This window comes from Acinetobacter sp. S54, assembly GCF_016624945.1.
Classification (GTDB): Bacteria; Pseudomonadota; Gammaproteobacteria; order Pseudomonadales; family Moraxellaceae; genus Acinetobacter.
Genome location: NZ_JACVUI010000003.1, coordinates 370638 through 389058, shown reverse-complemented (window position 1 = coordinate 389058; position 18421 = coordinate 370638). Strand labels below are relative to the sequence as shown.

General features: G+C 38.3%; 19 protein-coding genes and 1 pseudogene. 11 read left to right on the top strand and 9 right to left on the bottom strand.

Features of this window, described 5'->3' with window-relative positions:
- Positions 1-24: 24 nt before the first annotated feature.
- The 3 genes and pseudogenes from IAE20_RS07465 (at position 25) to IAE20_RS07455 (ending at position 2146) form a co-directional block, all read left to right on the top strand.
- Positions 25-502: pseudogene (locus IAE20_RS07465) on the top strand (GrpB family protein).
- A 76-nt stretch (positions 503-578) separates the two neighbouring features.
- Entirely contained in the window at positions 579-1664 is a 1086-nt protein-coding gene (gene trmA, locus IAE20_RS07460) for a tRNA (uridine(54)-C5)-methyltransferase TrmA (protein ID WP_200481910.1), read from the top strand.
- A 251-nt stretch (positions 1665-1915) separates the two neighbouring features.
- Positions 1916-2146 (top strand): hypothetical protein, encoded by a 231-nt coding sequence (locus tag IAE20_RS07455; RefSeq protein ID WP_200460187.1) that lies wholly within the window; start codon positions 1916-1918, stop codon positions 2144-2146.
- A 30-nt stretch (positions 2147-2176) separates the two neighbouring features.
- Here IAE20_RS07455 and IAE20_RS07450 read toward each other — a convergent pair whose 3' ends face one another.
- The gene (locus IAE20_RS07450) at positions 2177-2947 is read right to left on the bottom strand and encodes a phosphodiester glycosidase family protein (protein ID WP_200481911.1); all 771 of its coding nucleotides are present in this window, start codon (positions 2945-2947) and stop codon (positions 2177-2179) included.
- 169 nt (positions 2948-3116) lie between these two features.
- Between IAE20_RS07450 and IAE20_RS07445 the strand changes: the two genes are divergently transcribed.
- Complete coding sequence (locus IAE20_RS07445) at positions 3117-3647, top strand: lecithin retinol acyltransferase family protein (RefSeq protein WP_200460185.1); 531 nt, start codon at positions 3117-3119, stop codon at positions 3645-3647.
- A gap of 349 nt (positions 3648-3996) precedes the next feature.
- Here IAE20_RS07445 and IAE20_RS07440 read toward each other — a convergent pair whose 3' ends face one another.
- Positions 3997-5724 (bottom strand): glutamine--tRNA ligase/YqeY domain fusion protein, encoded by a 1728-nt coding sequence (locus tag IAE20_RS07440; protein WP_200460184.1) that lies wholly within the window; start codon positions 5722-5724, stop codon positions 3997-3999.
- A 168-nt stretch (positions 5725-5892) separates the two neighbouring features.
- Between IAE20_RS07440 and IAE20_RS07435 the strand changes: the two genes are divergently transcribed.
- From IAE20_RS07435 to nfsB, 3 genes are all read left to right on the top strand, one after another.
- The gene (locus IAE20_RS07435; RefSeq protein ID WP_200460183.1) at positions 5893-6402 is read left to right on the top strand and encodes a peptidylprolyl isomerase; all 510 of its coding nucleotides are present in this window, start codon (positions 5893-5895) and stop codon (positions 6400-6402) included.
- A gap of 18 nt (positions 6403-6420) precedes the next feature.
- Positions 6421-7140, top strand: a complete 720-nt coding sequence (locus IAE20_RS07430) for a UDP-2,3-diacylglucosamine diphosphatase (RefSeq protein ID WP_200481912.1) — start codon at positions 6421-6423, stop codon at positions 7138-7140.
- Positions 7141-7254: 114 nt separating this feature from the next.
- Positions 7255-7908: an oxygen-insensitive NAD(P)H nitroreductase gene (nfsB, locus tag IAE20_RS07425; RefSeq protein WP_200460181.1), complete on the top strand. Its 654-nt coding sequence runs from the start codon at positions 7255-7257 to the stop codon at positions 7906-7908.
- Positions 7909-8073: 165 nt separating this feature from the next.
- Here nfsB and IAE20_RS07420 read toward each other — a convergent pair whose 3' ends face one another.
- The 4 genes from IAE20_RS07420 to IAE20_RS07405 all read right to left on the bottom strand — a co-directional run bounded on the left by IAE20_RS07420 (position 8074) and on the right by IAE20_RS07405 (position 11787).
- Positions 8074-8928 (bottom strand): DMT family transporter, encoded by an 855-nt coding sequence (locus IAE20_RS07420; protein WP_200460180.1) that lies wholly within the window; start codon positions 8926-8928, stop codon positions 8074-8076.
- A gap of 86 nt (positions 8929-9014) precedes the next feature.
- Complete coding sequence (fba, locus tag IAE20_RS07415) at positions 9015-10052, bottom strand: class II fructose-bisphosphate aldolase (RefSeq protein ID WP_200460179.1); 1038 nt, start codon at positions 10050-10052, stop codon at positions 9015-9017.
- A 122-nt stretch (positions 10053-10174) separates the two neighbouring features.
- The gene (locus IAE20_RS07410) at positions 10175-10462 is read right to left on the bottom strand and encodes a hypothetical protein (protein WP_200460289.1); all 288 of its coding nucleotides are present in this window, start codon (positions 10460-10462) and stop codon (positions 10175-10177) included.
- A gap of 137 nt (positions 10463-10599) precedes the next feature.
- Positions 10600-11787 (bottom strand): phosphoglycerate kinase, encoded by a 1188-nt coding sequence (locus IAE20_RS07405; protein WP_200481913.1) that lies wholly within the window; start codon positions 11785-11787, stop codon positions 10600-10602.
- A 138-nt stretch (positions 11788-11925) separates the two neighbouring features.
- Here IAE20_RS07405 and IAE20_RS07400 point away from each other — a divergent pair, with 138 nt between their 5' ends.
- From IAE20_RS07400 to IAE20_RS07385, 4 genes are all read left to right on the top strand, one after another.
- Positions 11926-12309 carry a DUF2237 family protein gene (locus tag IAE20_RS07400; protein WP_200460177.1) on the top strand — a complete coding sequence of 128 codons (384 nt, stop codon included), beginning with the start codon at positions 11926-11928 and terminating at the stop codon, positions 12307-12309.
- Positions 12309-12902, top strand: coding sequence for a Maf family protein (locus IAE20_RS07395; RefSeq protein ID WP_200481914.1), 594 nt, complete (start codon positions 12309-12311; stop codon positions 12900-12902). The genes IAE20_RS07400 and IAE20_RS07395 overlap by 1 nt, the downstream gene beginning before the upstream one ends.
- A gap of 56 nt (positions 12903-12958) precedes the next feature.
- Positions 12959-14131 carry a cupin domain-containing protein gene (locus IAE20_RS07390; protein WP_200481915.1) on the top strand — a complete coding sequence of 391 codons (1173 nt, stop codon included), beginning with the start codon at positions 12959-12961 and terminating at the stop codon, positions 14129-14131.
- Between the two features lie 113 nt (positions 14132-14244).
- A complete protein-coding gene (locus IAE20_RS07385; protein WP_200481916.1) occupies positions 14245-15915 on the top strand; it encodes an FMN-binding glutamate synthase family protein in 1671 nt (556 codons plus the stop codon).
- Between the two features lie 93 nt (positions 15916-16008).
- On the opposite strand, the gene IAE20_RS07380 is transcribed toward IAE20_RS07385, so the two are convergent.
- The 3 genes from IAE20_RS07380 to rraA all read right to left on the bottom strand — a co-directional run bounded on the left by IAE20_RS07380 (position 16009) and on the right by rraA (position 18420).
- Complete coding sequence (locus tag IAE20_RS07380) at positions 16009-16950, bottom strand: Dyp-type peroxidase (protein ID WP_200481917.1); 942 nt, start codon at positions 16948-16950, stop codon at positions 16009-16011.
- Between the two features lie 159 nt (positions 16951-17109).
- Entirely contained in the window at positions 17110-17892 is a 783-nt protein-coding gene (locus IAE20_RS07375) for a glutathione S-transferase N-terminal domain-containing protein (RefSeq protein WP_200481918.1), read from the bottom strand.
- A gap of 15 nt (positions 17893-17907) precedes the next feature.
- On the bottom strand, positions 17908-18420 hold the full coding sequence (gene rraA / locus IAE20_RS07370; RefSeq protein WP_200460171.1) for a ribonuclease E activity regulator RraA: 513 nt from the start codon (positions 18418-18420) through the stop codon (positions 17908-17910).
- Between the last annotated feature and the right edge of the window lies 1 nt (position 18421).

The following is an 18421-nucleotide window of genomic DNA, read 5'->3' as shown; positions in this document are numbered from 1 at the left end:
ATAATTTTCACCATATAAATAACCATGAAATTTTATCAAGCTCAAGATTATCAACCAGAATGTCAAAACCAGTTTCAATATTATCAAGCTTTAATACATGAGAGACTTCCCTTTGCACGTATTGAGCATATTGGCTCATCGTCTATTGTAAATGCTGTTTCTAAAGGGGATTTAGATAATCTATATTGAAGTTTCTCCTGAATGTTTTAATCACGCCCTTGATATATTAAAGCCATTAGGTTTTATGGAAAAACAAAATACGCTAAGAACCTATGAACTTTGCATGCTCATTGCTACTGACCAAAAACTTGATATAGCCTTACAAGTCGTCACTACTGGTTCAGTATTTGAATTTTTTCTTACATTTAGAGATAGACTCAATGCAAATCCTGTTTTGGTACGCCAATACAATCATTTAAAAGAACGCTGTACAGGTTTAGAGGAAGATATCTATCGACAATACAAATCCGCATTTATTGAACACGTCTTACAATCGTATTAAACCTAAGTTTTCTCCCTGTGGATCTGTTTTTTTGCTACTATTTGCGCTTTGATTGATCTTGATATTTTTCTTATTTATGTCTCAAACTTACCAGCAGCAGCTTCAAAGTAAAGTCGAACGAATCACTCAGCAATTTGCTGAATTTAATGCGCCTACACTTGAGGTTTTTGAATCTCCTGAACAATATTTTCGTATGCGTGCAGAGTTTCGTATTTGGCATACCGATGAAGATTTGTTCTATGCCATGTTTGAACGTGCTGAAGATGGAAAACAAAAAGAAGTTGTTCGTGTGGATGAGTTTCCAATTGCAGATATAAGCATTAATGAATTGATGCCGAAATTATTACAGGAATTAAAAGCCAATCCTGTTTTATTACAACGTATTTTTGAAGCTGATTTTCTGGCAAGCTTAAGTGGAGAGATGTTAGTTACCCTTATTTACCATCGAAAACTGGATACTGAGTGGGAAACTGCAGCAAAATCGCTTGCTGAAAAATTGAATATTAAAATTATGGGGCGCAGTCGTGGTCAAAAAGTCATTATTGGCGATGACTATGTGGTTGAACAATTAAACGTGCATGGTCGTACTTTTAAATACAAACAAATCGAGAGTAGCTTTACTCAACCCAATGCACACGTCTGCCAAAAAATGCTGACATGGGCATGTGATGTCATTGAAGAATCGAATCAGGACTTACTTGAATTGTATTGTGGAAATGGAAATTTCACCTTACCTCTGTCATTACATTTTCGTCGAGTACTTGCAACTGAATTGGCTAAAAGTTCAGTGTATGCCGCGCAATGGAATATTGAACAAAACCAGATTCAAAATATTCAAATTGCCCGACTGTCAGCTGAGGAATTTACACAGGCGTATCGGGGTGAGCGTGAGTTTAGACGTTTACAGGAAGCCAATATAAATATCCAAAGTTATAACTTCGACACCATTTTTGTGGATCCGCCACGTGCAGGAATTGATGATGAAACCTTAAAACTTTTGACGGGTTTTAAACGAATTCTTTATATTTCCTGTAATCCAGATACGCTCTATGACAACTTAAAAACTTTAAGTAAAACTCATCGCATTATTCGCTTTGCTTTATTTGATCAGTTTCCATTTACTCATCATGTTGAATCTGGTGTCTTGCTTGAATTAATTTAAACAAATTATTGCAATGTAACTTTTAGAATAAAGGGTTTTTTGATAACCCTTTATTCTTTATAAATATTTTGTAATGAAAATATGATATAAATCAAAGATCAAGATCTAAGGGCTGTCATAATTTCGTTAAATCTAAAGATTATCATCGGAAAATTTAGAGTTCATTTGTTGCTTTTATCACTTTAGTTGACTTGTATTTTATTTTATTTTGGCTATATTTCGAGCTATGTTAGGTTGAATGTGAAGGCTCTATGAGTTTTTGGCAAAAGCTGTTTTCGGCAGCAGATGAAATCAATAACGAGCATAAGAATCAGATTGCTTGTGTTGAAAATGATTGTTCATGTAAAACAAACGAGCAGTTAGTCTCTGCGTTAGCAAAAGCAACTGATGAAGATACTATCAAAGGTATAAAGAAAGTACTGGTATCTCGTGGGTACAGCCGCAAAGAGTTAAATGAAATTAATCATCACCCTGTACAGTAAAAATAAAAACCGCCAGTTGGCGGTTTTTTGTTATCGGCACTGTTTAGAATCAAGCAATGCAATCATTGGCCCTAATGGATAACGCTGATCTTCCCGATAAATTTTAGGAAAATATAAACTGGATATAGAACCATCCAAATATAGCGCATTATCTATATTCAATTTATCCTTAAAAAACTTAGAAAATTGATAAAAATTAACTCGATTTCTTGTAATTACAAAATAAAGACGATTATCTTTTAGCCCAACACCATTACGAATTTTTAACGACTTAGAACTTGCTAAAAACTTCGGATTGATCTTCCCATCAATCACTAACATTGGGCCAGACTGGGTTGCATACTTTGCTTTAAATTGGCTAGATTTAAAGGCTTGAGTGGTTTCAATAACAGCATGTTGATCATTCCACGCAACGACACCATTGGGCTGCATAAAGAAATTTCCGAAACCCTGTTGTTCATTCAGTGCGATGTATTGTTGATTATTTTCAATGTATAGTCCCACTGGAGTGTAATCTGGATGATACATGCCTCCATTCATAGCAAAATCCAATGTTTGACATGCACTGATTTGCTTTTTAATATTTTCAAATCTTAATAAAGGCTGATGTGCCTGATCATTTAAAAATAATTGAAGCTTAGATAAATTTTTGACTTGTATTACATCAACATCTACTCCGTCCCGAGTAAATTGAACTCGTTGATAATCAACCCGTTCATTGGCATAGTTTGATTGAGTAAAGAAAGTGGATAAAACAGGTAAAATAACTCCGGATTTTAAGATTCTTCTCCACTTTGACATTTTGCTACTCTTTTTTTTGGATAAATCATCGAAGAACAATAACAAGTAAAATATGCTCAGAGTAAGTATTTTTGCGCTTTTATAGAACACTTTCACACAATAATGGTTATAATCAGGTCTGTATCATCGTAATACAATACAGTTGTTTACTTTATTGGATCTGGTGAATATGCAGCATTCAATCAAACGTTTTCCCATTGGTTCTCATCTTATTGTGAAGCATTTGGGTTATAGCCATCACGGTATTTACGCAGGTCGTGGACGTGTAATCCATTACTCAGGTTTGGCGCATCTTTTTAAAAAGAAACCCATTGAGATTACTACGCTTGAAAAATTTTCCCACGGCAAAAAAATTCATGTACGTTGTTACCATAATCCAAAATATAAAGGACGTATGATCGTACGGCGTATGCGTTCGCGTATGCATGAAAATTATTATCACTTGATTATTAATAATTGTGAACACTTATGTAGTTGGGCAATTACAGGCGTTGAAAGTAGTCCTCAAGTGGTAAAAATGATGAATCGACTCACGACCTTGGGTTATATCAGCTCTATTATGAGTTATATGAACAGTTTTTATCTAACTATTGCAACTACCTGTTTTGCACTTGTTCTTTATATTAAGAAAAAGCTACGCGATAAAGCTAAAATGCAAATGCCGACTTATTTATTTTATAAACAAGATCATAAAGAATAATAGGCAAATACCAAAACTAACTTTTTATGATGGATAGCGATTTTCGAGTTATAGAATAAAAAAAGAACGATCAACAATTTAAGAATCAACATTTAATAACCATAAAAAAGCCTCTACAGGTAGAGGCTTGATTGAATTGTGAAACAGAGATCGCCTCTAACTGCGTACAACAAAGTATCATTATTCAAAAAATAGACTTGATCTCTTTTGAGTTAAATTTAACCAGATTACACTACGAGGCCTTGCGAAAAAATAAGGCAATGCTCAAATTACCCTGCGGGGCCTTACGAAAAAATAAGGCAATGCTCAAATTATCCTGCGGGGCCTTGCGAAAAAATAAGGCAATGCCTTATTTTTTCTCAGGTTTGAAGCTGTCTTTTAAATCAAGAATACGATTAAACACAGGCTTTTCAGCACTATGATCATATTGATCGGCTACAAAATAACCTTCGCGCTCAAATTGGAAACGATCTTCAGGTTTTGCCTGAGCCAATGCAGGCTCAATATAAGCTTGAACCACTTTTAAAGATTCAGGATTTAGATTTGCCAAAAAGTCATCATCTGCATCTGGCGCTGCTTCTGTAAACAAACGCTCATATATACGAACTTCCGCAGGAATCCCCTTCGTTGCAGACACCCAGTGAATCACGCCTTTTACCTTACGACCTTCTGGATTTTTACCTAAAGTAGCGGGGTCAATTGAACATTTCAATTCAATCACTTCACCATTTGCATCTTTAATCACCTCATCACATTTAATCACATACGCATGACGTAAACGCACCTCACCGTCTGGAACCAAACGTTTAAAGCCTTTAGGTGGTACTTCCTCAAAATCTTTACGGTCGATATAAATTTCACGAGTCAATGGAATGACACGCTCTCCCATTTCCACGTTTGGATGACGGGCATGTTTCAAATCCAATTCTTCAGGCAAATTGGTCAAAGTGACTTTGAGTGGATCAAGAACTGCCATGCCACGTGCTGCTGTATTTTCCAAAGACTGACGAATACAGAATTCCAGCATTGCCACATCGACAATACCATCAGTTTTTGATACTCCTACGCGTCGGCTAAAATCACGCAAACCTTCTGCTGTAAAACCGCGGCGGCGCATACCCACCACTGTTGGCATACGTGGATCATCCCAACCATTAACATAACCACCTTCAACCAGGCGGCGCAATTTACGCTTAGACGTAATGGTGTAATCAATATTTAAACGTGAAGACTCATATTGACGCGGCACAGCTTGAGAATGAACTTTTTCTACGACCCAATCGTAAAACGGACGGTGATCCTGGAATTCTAGCGTACACAATGAATGTGTAACCCCTTCTATGGCATCTGACAATGGATGCGCATAATCATACATCGGATACATTTTCCATTTATCACCCGTCTGGTGATGTTCAGAATGCAAAACACGATACAAAATTGGGTCGCGCATGTGTACATTATTACTTGCCATATCAATCTTGGCGCGTAACACCGCTTCACCTTCTTTAAATTCACCGTTACGCATTTTTTCAAAACGTTCTAGATTTTCCGCAATTGTTGCATCACGATACGGTGAGTTTTTACCTGGCTCGACAAAATTACCACGATTCAGCTTGATTTCTTCAGGTGTTTGCAAATCGACATATGCATTACCTTGTTCAATCAGTTGAATAGCCCATGCATAAAGTTGGTCAAAATATCCCGATGCGTACCGTGGTTCACCTTGCCATTTAAAACCCAACCATTTAACGTCATTTTCAATACCATCAACATATTCTTGTTCTTCTGCATCTGGGTTGGTATCGTCAAAACGTAGATTGCAATAACCATCAAATTCCTCTGCCACACCAAAATTTAAGCAAATTGCTTTGACATGGCCAATATGCAGATACCCATTTGGCTCAGGTGGAAAACGAGTCACCACTGTTTTAGTTTTGCCACTGGCTAAATCATCAGTAATAACCTGACGCACAAAATCTAAGCCAGCCTGTTGTTCTTGCTGCGCAGAATCGACAGATGCATGAGTATTCGATGTCGGAGAATTGGGCACAGTTGAAACAACATCATTTGGCTTCATATAAATATTTCACTTCTTTACAGTTAAAATTTGACTGAATGAAACGTAATCTTCGTTTTTTATCAAAGAAATTTACGTTTTTTACTTGCTATGTAGTTTACAGTTTGCTTATGCTTCTCTCAACCAAAAAACCCATGGCTTTCATGTCCATGATTAGGAGATTATGTAATGAGTTTTCCTCAAGTCGAATTAAACACCAACAAAGGTCGTATTGTTCTTGAGCTTAACACTGAAAAAGCGCCTAAAACAGTTGCTAACTTCTTGGAATATGTTCGTGATGGTTTCTATGATGGTGTAATTTTCCATCGTGTGATTGATGGTTTTATGATCCAGGGCGGTGGCATGGACGAAAACTTCAAAGAAAAAGCTACTCGTGATTCAATCGAAAATGAAGCAGACAATGGCTTAAGCAATGATGAAGGTACTATTGCTATGGCTCGTACCCAAGCACCTCACTCTGCGTCTGCTCAGTTCTTCATTAATGTTAAAAACAACTCATTCCTTAACCATACTGGTAAAACAGCTCAGGGTTGGGGTTATGCAGTGTTTGGTAAAGTTGTTGAAGGTATGGATGTTGTAAGCGAAATTAAAAATGTTCGCACAGGTAACCGCGGTTATCACGCTGATGTTCCTTTAGAAAATGTTGTAATCGAATCTGCTAAAATTATTTCAGAATAATTTTTAACGGAATCTTTTGTGACTTATCTGTTTATTTCAGATTTACATTTGTCACCTGAACACCCTCGATTGATTCGGGGGTTTTTAGATTTACTTTGCCATTATAAAGATAAACACACCCAACTTTATATTTTGGGTGATTGGTTTAATGCATGGATTGGTGATGACTATAGTGCCCCTTGGCTAGATGAAATTGTTACTGCCTTAAAGCAATTTGATGCTTCAGGTAATCAAATTTATTTTCAGGTGGGTAACCGAGATTTTGCTTTAGGTCAGGTTTTCTTAAAGCAATTTAACGGCGTTTTGCTTCCAGATACTTACACTATCAAAATTGCAGGCCATCAATATTGGCTCGAACATGGGGATGCTTTATGCACTGATGATCTTGCTTATCAACGATTTAAAAAGATTATTCGCAATCCTTATCTGATTGCATTTTTGAAAAAAACCCCGTTGAGTTTTCGGCAAAAGCTTGCCAATGGCTTTCGCAAAAAAAGTCGCGAAAATAAGCAACAAAAATCTTATGAAATCATGGATGTAAATAATCAGGCTGTTTTAAAAGCTTTATCTGATATTGATTATCTGATTCATGGACATACTCACCGTCCTGCAATTCATCCTGTAGAGCAAAAACTTAGAATCGTTTTAGGCGACTGGCGCGAAAAAACAGGTGAAGCCATGATTCTAGAAGTTGATGAAGAAGGCCAACAGCACTTCATAAAATGGCAGATTGATTAAAATATAAAGCATTTGTATTGTTCAGTTGATTTTTATTGAAAAACATTTCATCTCTTTAAATTTCGATTTATGATCATGAGCTATGTATATAACTTACAAATCAGGTTGATGATCATGAACTTATTAGATACTGCCAAAAGCCGCTATACCACTAAAGCTTATGATCCAACAAAAAAAATAAACGGCGAACAGCTTGAACGTTTATTAGAAGTACTGCGTTTAACTCCATCTTCAGTCAATATTCAACCGTGGCATTTTTTAATCGCTGAAAGTGATGAAGCTAAACAACGTATCGCTAAAGCCATGACAGGACGATATGCTTATAATGCCCCAAAAGTTTTAGACTCGTCACATACTATTGTATTTTGTACACGTATCGATGCAACTCCTGAGCATCTTGAACAATTACTTGAGCAAGATGATCTGAATGGTCGTTTTAAGGATGAAAAAGCCAAGCAAGGTCAACGCGAAACCCGTGCAGGTTATGTTGATTTTTATCGTAACGAACAAAAAAATCTATTTGGCTGGATGGAAAATCAAACCTTTATTGCGCTTGGTCAATTACTTCTTGCAGCAGGACTAGAAGGTATTGATGCCACGCCAATGGGTGGTTTTGATGAAGATATCTTAAATGAAGAATTCGGTTTAACTGAAAAAGGCTTTCGTGCCTCAGTAGTCGTTGCCTTGGGTTATCGAAGTGAAACAGACTTTAATGCCAAATTACCAAAATCACGTTTAAGTGATGATGTGATTTTTACTCAGCTTTAATTTTCATCTTTTCCTCATCGGGCTACCTAAAAGTCTGATGAGGTTTACCTACTATTTTTAAAGTCGAAATTCAAAATATTTTCAATTCATTTGGTCATGTTAAGAAATTTTATCCGTTTAGCTACAGCAACCAAACCTTATTTCGGCTATAAATAAAGGATTCTATTATATCGCTTGAGCTAGGCAAATGACGCCTGCTAAACCTAATATTAAACCTAATACTGTCATCCAGTTTGTTTTTTCCCTAAATAAAATCAAACCACTCAAAATACCAAACACCACCACTAAAATATTCATACCTGCAAAAACAATAGCTGGAGAATCTTTAAGCAACATATGGGCTTTAACGTATAACGCGATATTGGTAAAGTTTAACATCCCCAAAATCAAACCAGCCAGCATGTTCTTGGTCAGCCATGCTTGTTTCAAGACAAAACCGACATAGATAAATGAAAATATAAATGATGCCATAAAAATCAGATTCAGCGTAACTGAAAACTGTAGACCTAAGCTACTCGTGTATTTAAGAAGAATATCGACGAATGCATAACCCACCCATACACCGATTAAGGCGATCATGGCTTTATGGTGATTGGAAGAATTTTGACTTTGCCCTTTTGCCAGAATAATACTTAAAACTGCGGCTAAACCTAAACCAATACCCACAATTTTTAAGGTATTAAAATTTTCATGAAAAATAAAATATGCAGCCAATAGAGACAATACAACTGATAAACGTTGCGCAAGCTCTGTTTTTATAATTCCTGCAAATTGTAATGATTTTGCCAAACACAAAAATATACTGGGTAAAATCAAGCCCAATACAATAATTAACCACCACGGTGTATGCTGTATAGAAAGATGACCAAGGTCAGGTTTGAACCAGATGAAACACATCAAACTGGCACTGACATAATTCCAGACGATCATCTGGATGGGTTCAAAACCTTTTTCTTTAAGCCATTTAAGTAAAATCGAAACAGATACACTACATAATGCTGAAAATATAATGAATTGCATTTTGTTCTCGCGGTTTTATCTTTTTTGTTGATAAAAGAAAAGCCCACTATATGGGCTTTTCCAGAATCTTATAAATAACAGATTAATTATTTATAACGATCAACCATTATTTCTAAAGAAATTGGACGAATTTTATCGGCATTTCCCGCAGTACCAAAAGCTTCATAACGGTCGATACAGATTTGTTTCATGGCATCAACAGTTTTGGCAAAGTATTTACGTGGATCAAATTCAGCTGGATTTTCCGCCATAAAGCGGCGAATCGCACCTGTCGAAGCTAAACGTAAATCGGTATCAATATTGATCTTACGCACACCATGTTTAATCGCTTCAACAAGCTGATCAACTGGTACACCATAAGTTTCACCAATATTACCGCCGTACTCGTTAATGATTTTTAACCATTCCTGAGGTACAGAGCTTGAACCATGCATAACCAAATGCGTATTAGGCAAAGCAGCATGAATTTCTTTAATACGATCAATCGCCAGAATATCGCCTGTAGGGGGACGAGTAAACTTATATGCACCGTGAGAAGTACCCACTGCAATCGCCAAAGCATCAACATTGGTATCTGCAACGAATTGTTGAGCTTCTTCAACTGAAGTTAAAAGCTGAGAATGATCAAGTACCCCTTCTGCACCCACACCATCTTCTTCACCCGCTAAACCCGTTTCAAGACTACCCAAACAGCCAATTTCGCCTTCGACGGATACGCCGCATGCATGCGCCATTTGTACTACACGGCGAGTGACATCAACGTTATAGTCATAATCTGTTGGTGTCTTGCCATCAGCAGCCAATGATCCATCCATCATTACTGAGCTAAAACCCAATTGGATTGAACGCTGACAGACATCAGGGCTTGTACCATGATCCTGATGCATTACCACTGGAATATGTGGCCATTCTTCAACCGCCGCTAAAATAAGATGGCGCAAGAATGGCGCACCCGCATATTTACGAGCGCCAGCCGAAGCCTGCACAATCACGGGTGAATTAGTAGCATCCGCGGCCAACATGATTGCGCGCATTTGTTCTAAGTTGTTTACGTTAAACGCTGGTACGCCATAGTTGTGTTCTGCGGCGTGATCCAAGAGCTGGCGCAATGAAATAAGTGCCATAATATCCTCCCAGGTAGTGCGACATATTCTACCTTGTCATTTGTTTCAAATCAGCAACAAATCACAGGATTTCAAAAAAAATCCCTGCTTTGGCAGGGACTTTTAACAAAAGCCTACATAACTTAGTGTACTTTGTCCTGTTTTGGCTCAACAGCGGCCGCTTCTGCTTCGGTTGCAGGCGTTGCTGGTTCAGCAGGTGCGTTTGCGACAGATTCAGAAATATCAGTATTTTTCTCATCCATTACAGGTTTATCTAATGCATCAATTGCTGCTTGTTGTTCTGGCGTGATTTTTTCCTGAGCTGGTGCAGCCTGACCTTCTTGAGAGGCAGGTGCATCATTTTTTTTAGCACAGGCAGTTAAAGTTAAAGGGACAATCACTAGAGCAGCCAAAGCAAGTTTCAATTTCATCATGTTTTCCTACAACTCTGATTACTGAATGCATTTTAGTTTATTGCAGCTTTGTGACAGTTATATGAATCTAAAATGAAAAACAGGCCAATATTAATTGGCCTGTTTTCAAATTTATGACAAAAATCTTTTAGTGATTATGCACGTTCTAACAATACAGCAACCGCAGGAAGCGTTTTACCTTCTACAAACTCAAGGAATGCACCGCCACCCGTCGAAATATAACCAATTTTATCAGCCACATTGTATTTATCAATTGCAGCCAAAGTATCTCCACCCCCGGCAATAGAGAATCCTTCTGATTCAGCAATCGCCAATGAAAGTGTTTTTGTACCCTCGCCAAATTGGTCAACTTCAAATACACCTACTGGACCGTTCCAAAGGATGGTCTTGGCAGTTTTTAATATTTCAGCAAACACTTTCGCCGTTTCAGGACCGACATCTAAAATCATGTCATTATCAGCAATGTCTTCAACTTTTTTTACGACTGCCTGAGTATTTGCCAATGAACCTAAAAAGTCATCAAAATTGATGTGTGAGGCATCTGCAACCACCACATCTGTTGGAAGTGGCACTGACACTTTAGCCGCGATTGCTTTTGCTGTATCAATTAAATCATTTTCACACAGTGATTTACCGACATTAAAACCAGCAGCTGCCAAGAAAGTATTTGCAATACCACCACCGACAATTAATTGCCCGCAAATATCAGAAAGTGAAGTTAAAACATCAAGTTTTGTTGAAACTTTAGAACCTGCAACAATCGCAACCATTGGCTTTTCAGGTGTTTGAAGTGCACGACCGAGTGCATCCAGCTCAGCCGCAAGTAATGGGCCTGCTGCCGCAACTTTGGCATAACGCGCAACGCCTTCAGTAGATGCTTCAGCACGATGTGCAGTACCAAATGCATCCATCACAAACACATCGCAAAGCTCAGCATATTTTTGTGCCAGATCTGAACTGTTTTTCTTTTCGCCGTGGTTAAAACGTACATTTTCAAGCAAAACAACCTGACCAGCTTCTACTTCAACTCCATCCAAATAGTCTGTATAAAGTTTCACATCCTGATCCAATGCTTTACTTAAATACGTTGCGACAGGTGCAAGTGATTGTTCTGGTTTTGGTTCACCTTCAACTGGACGACCTAAATGAGAGAACACCATGACCGCCGCACCTTTTTCCAAAGCAGCTTGAATCGTTGGTAATGCAGCACGTAAACGTGCATCGCTGGTAATTTCTCCATTTTTTACCGGAACGTTTAAATCTTCACGAATAAGGACACGTTTGCCTGCTAAATCAAGGTCAGTCATGCGCTGAAAATTCATGTATTGCTCTCTTTATAGATTTAAAAACGCGCCAATTTTAAATGATTACACTAAAAAAAAGTTAGTTTTTTTGCAGAAAAGCTGTAGAAAGATAAACTTTTGATTATGATAGTTTCAGCTGTTTTACGATTAAGGCCTATGTCTATTCATCCAGATCCAAAAATTAATCGCTTGAACGTATTGGGCGAACCCTTAGCAAGCTGTTGTTTTGATCCCATTACAGGTTATTTTCGTAATGGGTTTTGTCATACCGCGGTCAATGATCTTGGACAACACACTGTGTGTGCCGAAATGACCTCCGAGTTCCTGAGTTACTCACAAAAAGTCGGAAATGATCTGATTACACCACTTCCAGAAGTCGGCTTTCCGGGCGTTAAACCTGGTGATTTCTGGTGTATTTGTGTCACTCGCTGGGTAGAAGCCTATCAGGCAGGTTTTGCGCCACCTATTAAACTACAGGCATGTCACCAGTCAGTTTTAAGCTATGTACCTCTAGATGTGCTGATGGAATACGCAGTTTAATGAATCATCCTGATATTATATTGGCATCTAGCAGCCAAACTCGTAAAGCCTTGATGGATCGGCTTGGTATTGCTTATCGCTGTATTTCTCCAGATATTGATGAATCTTTAAAAGGTGAAAGCAATGCCGATGATTTGGCACGGCGTTTGGCTTATGAAAAGTCGCACGTTATTTCAGAAAAGTATCCAGATGCTATTGTTATTGGTTCTGACCAAGTCGCTTGGCGAAGCAATACACCACAGGACTTCATTGGTAAACCCTTAACGACTGAAAATGCCATCGCACAACTGATGGCAAATTCAGATCAAACTGTGTGTTTTAGTACAGGGCTTAGCATTCAACATTTACAAAGTGGCTTTGAACAAACACTGGTTGAACATTATCAAGTTAAATTCCGTACGCTTGAATTTGACGAAATCCAACGCTATGTGTCCATCGAGCAACCTTTACAATGTGCAGGTAGTTTTCGCTGTGAAGGTTTAGGTATTAGTTTGTTTGAGTCCATGTCGGGTCCAGATCAAACTACATTGATGGGTTTGCCCATGATTCAGCTCTGTCATGTTCTTCGCCAACTCGGTTTGGTTATTCCTTAATTTTTAATCGTTTTTTTGCATGGTCTTATTGCATCGTTTTTTGAAATAGGCGTTTTATGTCACAAGCTTTAGATGTATTGGGTGGAATCACCGCAGAGCAATTTCTTGCTGAATATTGGCAGAAAAAACCGTTATTGGTCCGTAATGCCATGCCAGAAATTATCAACCTTCTTGAACCTGATGATGTCAAGGAACTGGCTCTAGAAGAAACTATTTCTGCACGTTTGCTCAAGCAGAAGGATAAAGATCCAAATCAATGGAGCGTAAAATCATCTCCGCTCATCAAAGGTGATTTTCAGAAAATGCCAAAACTCTGGACTTTATTGGTTCAGGCGGTAGATCATTACTCTTTTGATCTAGCAGAACTCTGGAAAAAGTTTCCATTTATTCCACAGTGGCGACGCGATGATATTATGGTGTCCTATGCACCTAAAGGTGGATCTGTCGGCAAACATTTTGATTTTTACGATGTTTTCCTTGTTCAAGGCTATGGTCATCGTCGCTGGCAGCTTGGACAAATGTGTGATGAATCAACCGAGTTTGTTCCAAATCAACCTTTAAAATTATTGCCCGACATGGATATTCATTTTGATGAAGTCTTGGCTCCAGGCGATTTACTTTATGTTCCCCCTGGTTTGTCACATTACGGTGTTGCTGAAGATGATTGCTTGACCTTTTCTTTTGGTTTTCGTATGCCAAATATTGCCACCATGATGGATCGAGTTAGTGATCATTTTGCAGACAGTGCGGAATTGAAAAACCCATTGTTAGATATTGTTCGTGATCAAACTTCCGCGATTGGTGAAATTACAACCAACGAGTTGGCTTACCTTAAAGCCAAAGTGCTTGATCAATTACAACATTCAAGTCACTTTGAACATGCATTAATGTCATTAATGTCTGAACCGAAATATCCTGATAATCTACCTGAACCGGATGAAATTGAAATAGAGGATTTACTGGAAATCCTTGATACAGGTTATGAGTTACGCCTAGAACCCGCTTCACGACTTTTATATACCACTGAAGATAAGCAAGTCTTATTTTGGGCAAATGGGGAAGAATGCTGTATTTCTGAAGCATTTGAGAACGCATTAAAACAGCTTGCAGATGGTGAAAGTCTAAATTTCGATCAATCTTTTCATCAGCAAGATATTCTTGAGGATATTGCCCAATTACTCAACGAATCTGTTTTGATGTTACTTCCTCCTGAAGAAGAAGCAGAATAAGTTATTTTGGGGCTGCGAGTTTAGAATAATTCTCAGCTCTAACAATTCATTACTTGAGCTCAAGCAGCCTTGTTGGCTAATTTAGATAACAATAAAAAAGGAACATTGTTTTAATGGCCAATTTGACCCAAAGTATTAGACACAAATTTTTAAATACCTTTTTTTCACGTCATTCCATCTGGTTTCTGTGCATTATTATTGCAATCAGCATTAGCTGGTTTCGTATTTCTTACGCACCTTATTACATCTATTACTTTGTTTCAGATACGGTACTAAATGGACTCTGGCTCATTACAGCATTGCTAAGCCTCGTTGGTCTGTATGATATTTTGCAAAGCAAACATTCCATATTAAGAAATTATCCTATCATGGGACATTTTCGTTTTTTCTTTGAAGATTTTCGACCTGAAATTAGACAATACTTTATTGAAGCCGATCAGGATGCTTTACCATTTTCAAGAATGCAACGTAGTTTGGTTTACCAACGTGCAAAAAATGAAAATGCCGATAAACCCTTTGGCTCAATCATCAACGTCTATCAAGACGACTATCGCTTTATGGTGCATTCCATTACCCCATGCCCCCCCGCAGATCCCAAAACATTTCGTATCGAAATAGGTAATCATCAATGCACACAGCCTTATAGTGCATCGATTATGAATATTTCTGCCATGAGTTTTGGTAGTTTGAGTGCCAATGCTATTCGTGCGCTGAATAAAGGTGCCAAAATGGGCAACTTTTATCACGATACCGGTGAAGGAAGTTTAAGTCCTTACCATCTGGAAAATGGTGGCGATATTGTCTGGGAAATTGCTAGTGGTTATTTTGGGTGCCGGACTCTGGATGGAAAGTTTGATCCTGAGAAATTTAAGAAACAGGCTGCACTTCCCCAGATCAGAATGATTGAAATTAAACTTTCTCAAGGCGCAAAACCGGGACACGGTGGAATCTTACCCAAAAATAAAATTACTGAGGAAATTGCTGAAATCCGTGGTGTGCCACGTGACCGTGACTGTGTCTCACCCCCAAAACATTCTGCATTTAACACGCCAATTGAGATGATGCATTTTATTCAACAATTACGTGAACTATCAGGTGGAAAACCCGTGGGTTTTAAACTCTGTATCGGCCAACCATGGCAATTTATGGGGATTGTGAAAGCCATGTTAGTCACTAAAATTATTCCTGATTTTATTGTAGTAGATGGCTCTGAAGGTGGTACAGGTGCTGCACCTGTGGAATTTAGTGATTTTATCGGAACGCCTCTACGTGAAGGCTTACAGTTTGTACATAACACATTGATTGGTGCTGGAATACGCGATCAGATTAAACTAGGTGCCAGTGGAAAGATTATTAGTGCTTTTGATATTGCCAGCACGTTTGCTCTTGGTGCAGACTGGGTCAATTCCGCACGTGGTTTTATGTTTGCGGTAGGCTGTATTCAGGCACAAAGTTGCCATACCAATCAGTGTCCAGTGGGTGTCGCCACACAGGATAAAGATCGCCAAAAAGCAATCGATGTGCCCACCAAAGCAGATCGTGTTTTTCATTTTCAGAAAAATACATTACATGCTCTGTCTGAAATGATCGCGGCAGCTGGCTTACAACATCCATCAGAAATTAAGGCACATCATCTGGCTCAACGAATTAATGATCGTGAAATCAAAAATTATGCACAACTACATTTTTTCTTTAAAGGTGGAGAACTTTTAGATTGCCATGAAAAAGATGATGAAAATTTTTATTATCGAATGTGGAATATGGCGATGGCAGAACGATTTTAATTTTAGCCCATTCAATATTTAAAAATCCCAACTTAAAAACCCAAGCAAATCATTCGCTTGGGTTTTATTATTTAAGCCTGCCCACGACTTAAATCATTCATCGCCTAAATCATCAAGAAAATCAACGGTAGGAACAAAAAATAAGGTTCCTGTCTGTGCTGTGCTAAAGTCCAATAAACGGTCTAAATGCCCTTCAGCATTACCCAGAAACATATGTTCTAACATTTGACGTGTTGTACTAAATTTATTGGCATAGCCGATAAAATAGGTTCCATATTCCCCTTTACTTGGATTAGCAAATGGCATATTGGCGCGCATGATTTTCAGTTCATTCCCTTCATCATCATAGGCTTTACTCACATTATTATGTGCTGTTCCCGGTTTTACATCATCACCTAGCTCAACATCATTAAACTTTTTACGACCAATCACTTTTTCCTGTTCTTCATCGCTTAAGCCACGCCATTTATCCATATCATGAATGTACTTTTGTACAAAAGCATAGCTCCCACCAGTAAATAATGGATCTTCCGTACCAACTAGAGCATATTCTGCGGCAATCTCAGGTTCAGGATTTTCTGTACCATCTACAAAGCCAATAATGGCACGGCCATCAAAATAACGGAAACCATGCACTTCATCGACAGGATGAGTCAAATCTTTTAATTGTTCATGAATAATACTGGCCAATTCAAAACATAAAGCTTGACGGTCTGCGCGAATATGGAAAAATAAATCCCCAGCAGTCGAAACAGCAGTATATTTTGGCCCTTTAATTTCTTTAAAAGTGGTTAACTCGTGGGGTTTAGGCTGCCCTTCAAACAACATATCCCATGCATTTGAACTGAAGCCCAAAACAGCATTAAAATTATCATCTGGATAACGTGCTCTTAAGCTACGCGTCAATGCTGAAAAATTTGCTGAAAAATCGATAACTTTTTCTTTTACACCATCGGTTAAAGAGAGTCCCAATACAATAAATAAAGCGTTTTCACCTGGACGACTGGTAACAGGTTGAACTCGAGTTAATGTCATAAACCTCTGCCTTGTCTGAGCATTTTATTCTGTTACTAATTTAACATATTGTATATAAAAGCTTACTTTAGAATGATTGAAAAATTTATAGCCGTATAAAATACAAACAAAAACACGGATAAGTCATAAACTTATCCGTATTCTTTTACCCATGAAACTTTAGGCTTGTCCGTATTGTTTCTTTAAATATTTCACAATTTCAGCAGACTCAAATAGCTTAACTCCAGTATTTGGATCCACTAAATAAGGAACTTGCATTTTCCCCTGCATTTCTGGCAGCATTTTTTCACGTTTGCCACCAACCAAAGGTACATATTTTCCTGGCTTTAATCGTAACACTGCTGGCCCCTGATCTTGCCAACGTTCCTTTGGTATATTATGTAAAATGTAAGGAATTTCTAATTCCGTCAACACTGCGCGAACAATACGTGAATAGGGGCTGGCCTCAAAACTCCAAAGTTCAAGCAATTGCGCAGGCGCAGCACGATTTACGATCTTCTTATCGACCCAGACTCCACGTGCCATATTTAAAAGTGTTCCTGCGAACTCAGGCAGCGGTATTTTAGGATAATGACTATATTTATTAGGCGTTTTTCCAGTTCTACCGTAATTTTTGAAAAGATGATGAATAATTTCCTGAGACTCAAAAAGCTGGTCACCTGTATTTTCATCGATCATAAATGGAAACCGTAATTTCCCACCTTTTTCTTTCACAATTTGACGATACTTTTGACCACCTTTAGGACATGGATAAATTTCAACATCCAGATTGAGCAAAGTCAAAGCCTCTCGTACACGACGACAAAATGGCGATCCTTCAAATTCATAAAGCTTAATTGGTTTTTCTGGTTGAATGGGAAACGGTGTACCAATGACTCCACGCCCCCCTCCGGCAAGACTTGATGTAAGAGATTGCAAGACCTTAATTTGATGAATCACCATAACGTTATCCTGTTATTATAGATTTGTGAGTTGTTCTTTAGCGACTACAATGCCATTGTTATCAGCATAGATAAAATCACCCGATTGAAATGTCACCCCACCAAAGTACAGATTCACATCCACCTCGCCTATGCCTTTACGGTTACTTTTTTGCGGAATTGCAGCCAATGCATGCACGCCCAAATCCAGTTCAGCAAGTGCATCCACATCACGAATACAGCCATAAATCACCACGCCATTCCAGTGATTTTGTACGGCTGACTCAGCAATCATATCGCCCATCAACGCACAGCGCATGGATGCGCCACCATCGACTACCAGAACTTTTCCTGTTCCATCTGTCGCTAATAATTCTTTAACGCGTGAATTATCTTCAAAACATTTTACAGTCACAATTTGTCCACCAAATGTTTTACGTGCACCGTAACTTTTAAAAAAACGTCCATCTAACGAGGGTGTTAGCACCTGAATATCATGTTCAGGATGGTCGTCGAGTAAATCACAGGTTACGAAAGGCACTGTTGTCATG

What these genes read in the sequence shown, in the direction of transcription:
- IAE20_RS07390 (WP_200481915.1), top strand. Translation starts at nt 12,959, where the DNA reads ATGTCACAAGCTTTAGATGTATTGGGTGGAATCACCGCAGAGCAATTT.
- IAE20_RS07405 (WP_200481913.1), bottom strand. Translation starts at nt 11,787, where the DNA reads ATGAATTTTCAGCGCATGACTGACCTTGATTTAGCAGGCAAACGTGTC.
- IAE20_RS07375 (WP_200481918.1), bottom strand. Translation starts at nt 17,892, where the DNA reads ATGGTGATTCATCAAATTAAGGTCTTGCAATCTCTTACATCAAGTCTT.
- IAE20_RS07395 (WP_200481914.1), top strand. Translation starts at nt 12,309, where the DNA reads ATGAATCATCCTGATATTATATTGGCATCTAGCAGCCAAACTCGTAAA.
- fba (WP_200460179.1), bottom strand. Translation starts at nt 10,052, where the DNA reads ATGGCACTTATTTCATTGCGCCAGCTCTTGGATCACGCCGCAGAACAC.
- IAE20_RS07445 (WP_200460185.1), top strand. Translation starts at nt 3,117, where the DNA reads ATGCAGCATTCAATCAAACGTTTTCCCATTGGTTCTCATCTTATTGTG.
- IAE20_RS07440 (WP_200460184.1), bottom strand. Translation starts at nt 5,724, where the DNA reads ATGAAGCCAAATGATGTTGTTTCAACTGTGCCCAATTCTCCGACATCG.
- rraA (WP_200460171.1), bottom strand. Translation starts at nt 18,420, where the DNA reads ATGACAACAGTGCCTTTCGTAACCTGTGATTTACTCGACGACCATCCT.
- IAE20_RS07400 (WP_200460177.1), top strand. Translation starts at nt 11,926, where the DNA reads ATGTCTATTCATCCAGATCCAAAAATTAATCGCTTGAACGTATTGGGC.
- nfsB (WP_200460181.1), top strand. Translation starts at nt 7,255, where the DNA reads ATGAACTTATTAGATACTGCCAAAAGCCGCTATACCACTAAAGCTTAT.
- IAE20_RS07410 (WP_200460289.1), bottom strand. Translation starts at nt 10,462, where the DNA reads ATGAAATTGAAACTTGCTTTGGCTGCTCTAGTGATTGTCCCTTTAACT.
- trmA (WP_200481910.1), top strand. Translation starts at nt 579, where the DNA reads ATGTCTCAAACTTACCAGCAGCAGCTTCAAAGTAAAGTCGAACGAATC.
- IAE20_RS07380 (WP_200481917.1), bottom strand. Translation starts at nt 16,950, where the DNA reads ATGACATTAACTCGAGTTCAACCTGTTACCAGTCGTCCAGGTGAAAAC.
- IAE20_RS07455 (WP_200460187.1), top strand. Translation starts at nt 1,916, where the DNA reads ATGAGTTTTTGGCAAAAGCTGTTTTCGGCAGCAGATGAAATCAATAAC.
- IAE20_RS07450 (WP_200481911.1), bottom strand. Translation starts at nt 2,947, where the DNA reads ATGTCAAAGTGGAGAAGAATCTTAAAATCCGGAGTTATTTTACCTGTT.
- IAE20_RS07385 (WP_200481916.1), top strand. Translation starts at nt 14,245, where the DNA reads ATGGCCAATTTGACCCAAAGTATTAGACACAAATTTTTAAATACCTTT.
- IAE20_RS07435 (WP_200460183.1), top strand. Translation starts at nt 5,893, where the DNA reads ATGAGTTTTCCTCAAGTCGAATTAAACACCAACAAAGGTCGTATTGTT.
- IAE20_RS07420 (WP_200460180.1), bottom strand. Translation starts at nt 8,928, where the DNA reads ATGCAATTCATTATATTTTCAGCATTATGTAGTGTATCTGTTTCGATT.